At 68.2% G+C, this 3,807-nt stretch carries 3 protein-coding genes; 1 reads left to right on the top strand and 2 read right to left on the bottom strand.

The annotated features are described in order from the left end of the window. A partial coding sequence (gene pstS / locus AC1DOC_RS23845) for a phosphate ABC transporter substrate-binding protein PstS (RefSeq protein ID WP_478130622.1) occupies positions 1-973 on the bottom strand: 973 nt, incomplete at its 3' end. Between the two features lie 254 nt (positions 974-1,227). On the opposite strand from pstS, the gene AC1DOC_RS23840 reads away from it, so the two are divergent. Next, the gene (locus AC1DOC_RS23840; RefSeq protein WP_478130621.1) at positions 1,228-2,748 is read left to right on the top strand and encodes a Ppx/GppA phosphatase family protein; all 1,521 of its coding nucleotides are present in this window, start codon (positions 1,228-1,230) and stop codon (positions 2,746-2,748) included. 36 nt (positions 2,749-2,784) lie between these two features. Here the strand turns inward: AC1DOC_RS23840 and AC1DOC_RS23835 are convergent, their stop codons facing one another. Next, complete coding sequence (locus AC1DOC_RS23835; protein ID WP_012747420.1) at positions 2,785-3,636, bottom strand: hypothetical protein; 852 nt, start codon at positions 3,634-3,636, stop codon at positions 2,785-2,787. Between the last annotated feature and the right edge of the window lie 171 nt (positions 3,637-3,807).

The following is a 3,807-nucleotide window of genomic DNA, read 5'->3' as shown; positions in this document are numbered from 1 at the left end:
CCTTCACGCCATCGGGCATCGGCACGTAGTCGAGGTCGTCGGCCGTCTTGTCGCCGCCCTTGTAGGCCCAGTCGAAGAACTTGAGCACCGTGGTGGCATTGGCGGGCTTGTCCTGCACCTTGTGCATCAGGATGAAGGTCGCGCCGGTGATGGGCCATGCGCCCTTGTCGGCCTGGTTGGTCAGCACCTGGTAGAAGCTCTTGTTCCAGTCGGCGGCGGCGGCGGCGGCCTTGAAGGCCGTGTCCTCGGGCGAGACGAAGTTGCCGGCCGCGTTCTGCAGCTGGGCGTAGGTCATCTTGTTCTGCTTGACGTAGGCGTACTCGACGTAGCCGATCGAGTTGGGCAGGCGGTTCACGAAGGCTGCGACGCCTTCGTTGCCCTTGCCGCCCGCGCCGGTGGGCCAGTTCACGGCCGTGCCTTCGCCGACCTTGGTCTTCCACTCGGCGTTGACCTTGCTCAGGTAGTTGGTGAACAGGAAGCTGGTGCCCGAGCCGTCGGCGCGGCGAACCGGTGCAATGGCGGCGTCAGGCAGGGCCAGCGAGCCGTTCAGCGCCTTGATGGCGGGGTCGTTCCACTTGGTGATCTTGCCCAGGTAGATGTCGCCCAGCACCTGGCCGTTGAGCTTCAGCTCGCCGGGCTTGATGCCGGGGATGTTCACCACGGGAATCACGCCGCCGATGACGGTGGGGAACTGCATCAGGCCCTTGGCCTGGAGTTCTTCGTCCTTCAGGGGCGCGTCGGACGCGCCGAAATCGACCGTCTTGGCTTCGATCTGCTTGAGGCCGGCACCCGAGCCGACCGACTGGTAGTTGATCTTGACGCCGGTGGCCTTGTTGAAATCGGAGGCCCACTTGGCATACAGCGGTGCCGGGAAGCTGGCGCCGGCGCCGGTCACGTCTTGTGCAAAGGCAGGAACTTGGGCAAACACCGCGGCCACGAGGCCGGCGGCTGCAAACTTGAAAGTCGTTTTCATGGAGGCTTCCTTTAGAAGTAAGAAGTAGTCCCTTTCGGGCTTGGAACGGACTCTAGAAAGCTTGTGTGACATCGGTGTGACACCCCGCTGTCGAGGGAAAATGCCGCCCTTTCCCCTGCGGCTCGTGTGACGCTGTCACACAACCGTCATTCGCCGCGCCTAGCCTTGCGAGCCTCGCCACCGGCGATCCGGAAGGCCGCGCGCCCGCCACGGCGCTACGATCGAAGCCACCCGCCTTCTTCCACGACAACTACATGCAAAACGGCACCCGCCTCGCCGCCGTCGATCTCGGCTCGAACAGCTTCAGGCTCGAGATCGGACAGGTCGACCACGGCCAGATCCACCGCACCGAGTACCTGAAGGAAACGGTGCGCCAGGGCAACGGCCTGGACAGCGCCCGCAATCTCACGGCCGAGGCCATGCAGCGGGGCTGGGACGCGCTCGCCCGTTTTGGCGAGCGGCTGGCCGGCTTCAAGCGCTCGCAGGTGCGCGCCGTCGCCACCCAGACACTGCGCGAGGCACGCAACCGCGAGGAATTCCTGCTGCGCGCGCGCACCATCCTGGGCTTCGGCATCGACGTGATCCCGGGCCGGGAGGAAGCCCGCCTGATCTACCAGGGCGTGGCGCACATGCTGCCGCACACCGACGCCTCCGACCGCGAGCGCCGCCTGGTGGTGGACATCGGCGGGCGCTCCACCGAAATGATCATCGGCCGCGCGCTCGACGCCGAGCTGATGGAGTCCTACCGCGTGGGCAGCGTCGCCTGGTCGATGAAGCACTTCGGGGAAGGCCTCTTCACCCAGGGCGCATTCCGCGCCGCCGAGGTGGCCGCCAAGGCGGTGCTGGACGACGCGCTGTCCAGCTACACCCGCGACCAGTGGGACGTGGCCTATGGCGCCTCCGGCACCATCGGCGCCGTGGGCGACGTGCTGGCCGCGGCGGGCGGCGAGCCAGGGCTCATCACCCGCGACGGCCTCGACTGGCTGGTCGACCGCCTCCTGAAGGCCGGCAGCACCGACAAGCTGCGCATCGACGGCATGCGCGAAGACCGCAAGCCGGTCATCGGCGGCGGCGTGAGCGTGCTGCGCGCGGTGTTCGACCTGCTCGACATCGAGGAGATGCGAGTCGCCCAGGGTGCGCTTCGCCACGGCGTGCTCTATGAACTGCTGGAGCGCGACGAGAGCGTGGCCGACATGCGCACGGCCACCGTGGCGCGGCTGGCGAGCCGGTTCGCGGTCGATGCGGCGCAGGCCAGGCGGGTGGGCGACACCGCGGCGGCCCTGTTCGTGCAGCTCACCCCGGCAGCGCGCGGCGGCAGCCCCGGCAGCCGCGCCGGGCGGGCGCTGCGCAAGCTCGGCTGGGCCGCGCAGCTGCACGAGATCGGCACGCTGGTCTCGCACAGCGACTATCACAAGCACGGCGCCTACATCCTCGACAACACCRACGCCCCGGGCTTTGCCGTCAACGAACTGCATGCGCTCGGCCAGCTGGTGCTGGGCCAGCGCGGGAAGCTGCGCAAGCTCGACGCCGCGCTCGACGACGAGACCTTCGTGACGCAGCTGCTGTCGCTGCGGCTGGCGGTGATCCTGTGCCATGCGCGCCGCGATCCCGATCCACAGGCGCTGCACCTTGCGGCGCTGGGCGCCAGGGCCTTCACGATTGCCTGCGCGCCCGACTGGGCCGAAGCCTATCCGCAGTCCGCGCACCTGCTGCGCGAGGAAGTGCTGGCCTGGCAGAAGACCAGCAGCTGGCGCGTGGAGCTCAGCGGGGCCTGAGCCGCCTCACTTCGGCCCACTTCGCCTCATTTCGGACTACTTCGCGTCGAGGCCGGCAGTGCGGGTGGCTTCCGCAGGAATCGCGCGCGGCTGGTCGCCCCCGAACATGCCGGCGTAGGCGGGCTGCACGATGCGGTCCAGCCCCTGCTTCAGCCCCTCGTGGGCCATCGCGGTGTCCTTGAGCAGGCCGTCGTAGCTGAAATAGGTGGGCTCGGTCACGTCGGCGGTATGCGCCGTCTGGTGCACGACGGACTGCCGCTCGTCCCTGAGCAGCTGCTCCACCGAAATGAAGGGCTTGAAGCTCGAGGTTGCATCGGCCGCGCCGTACGCCGTGGTGATCCGCAGGATCAAGGTGCTGTAGCCGGGCGTGGGCTGGAGCTCCGGCACCTTCATCTCGCCGGCCGGTCCGGTGGCGCGCATGAAGGGCGTCAGCTTCACTTCGCGGCCGCTTTCGCGCAGGCGCGCCGCCAGGCGCTCCGCGAACTGCCTGTTGAGCGTCATGGCCGCGCCGCTGTTCCTGACGGCCGCCGTGAACTCCTTGCTGCGCTGGTCGGTGCGGGCGGCCATGGTCATCCGGCTGTTGGTGTCGATGCTGAGGGCGAGCAGCGCGCCGATGGGCCCCAGGAGCAGCCCGGCAAATCCGGTGAGCCCCGAGCCGCCGCCATCCGTGACGATCAGCTGGTCTTCCTCGTTGTAGATGAGTTCGACCTTTGCGGCCGACCGGGTGGCTTCCTGGCGCGCCAGCAGCGTGGGTTTGGACGCATCGGCCGCACACCCCGCCAGGAGGGCGGTGGCGACGATCAGGGAGGTCAGCTTCTGCAACGACATGCCCGCGTCCAGGCGCAGCAGGTCCATGAAGCTTCTTGGCAGCGGGTTGGGCAGTTTCATGCGTGTTCCCCAGTGGTTTGGCCGATGTGAACCACTGTAGGAATCGCGCCGCCCGCGCACATGAGCAGTGCGCACTTTTTGCCGGGAGACAAGCGCCCCGCCACCCCTGCGCGCGGCCATGACAAAGCGCCTGCCCGCGGCCTCTGGCTGCGGCTAGCAGGGCCGCTTCAC

The sequence above is a fragment of the Variovorax sp. 01T439_2 genome, assembly GCF_056398445.1.
Note: the sequence above shows the minus strand (reverse complement) of the source record. Positions and strands in the feature narration are given on the sequence as shown.